Annotated in this window: 1 protein-coding gene; it reads right to left on the bottom strand. The window is 46.9% G+C overall.

The annotated features are described in order from the left end of the window. Positions 1-18 precede the first annotated feature (18 nt). On the bottom strand, positions 19-405 hold a 387-nt coding region (locus D7Y13_RS46620), incomplete at its 5' end, for a hypothetical protein (RefSeq protein ID WP_158626261.1).

A 405-nucleotide genomic window follows, 5' to 3' on the forward strand; every position in this document is an offset into this window, starting at 1 on the left:
CAATTCATTCAGTTGTGCTCATTCTCGTCCGCCTTTAATCCGGTCGAAAGAAAAATATCCCCTCTCTGCAATTATGAGCCTCTCCGCTTGCTCATCCGACAGTCGGCCTTCACGCGTCTGCACAAAAATTTCAACAAGAATATACAGGGGGATCTGCTTGTAGTTAAACGTGGTTCCCAAATGGCCAGCTTGCTCTTTAGCCAATGACTCAAAGTCCGGTCTTCCGATGCAGATAAAGCCGTCCGGGCTATAACGAGCTGATTGGGGGATGACATCCCCAGCCTTTTTCGAATCGACAAATTTTGAATTCGATTCCTTCGCCGTAATTTGAACCGTATACTTGCTCCCACTTTCGAATAACAACAGCAAATCGGGCTCACCAGATCTTTGCTCTGCGATATGCTG

The sequence above is a fragment of the Corallococcus praedator genome (genome assembly GCF_003612125.1).
Lineage (GTDB): Bacteria > Myxococcota > Myxococcia > Myxococcales > Myxococcaceae > Corallococcus > Corallococcus praedator.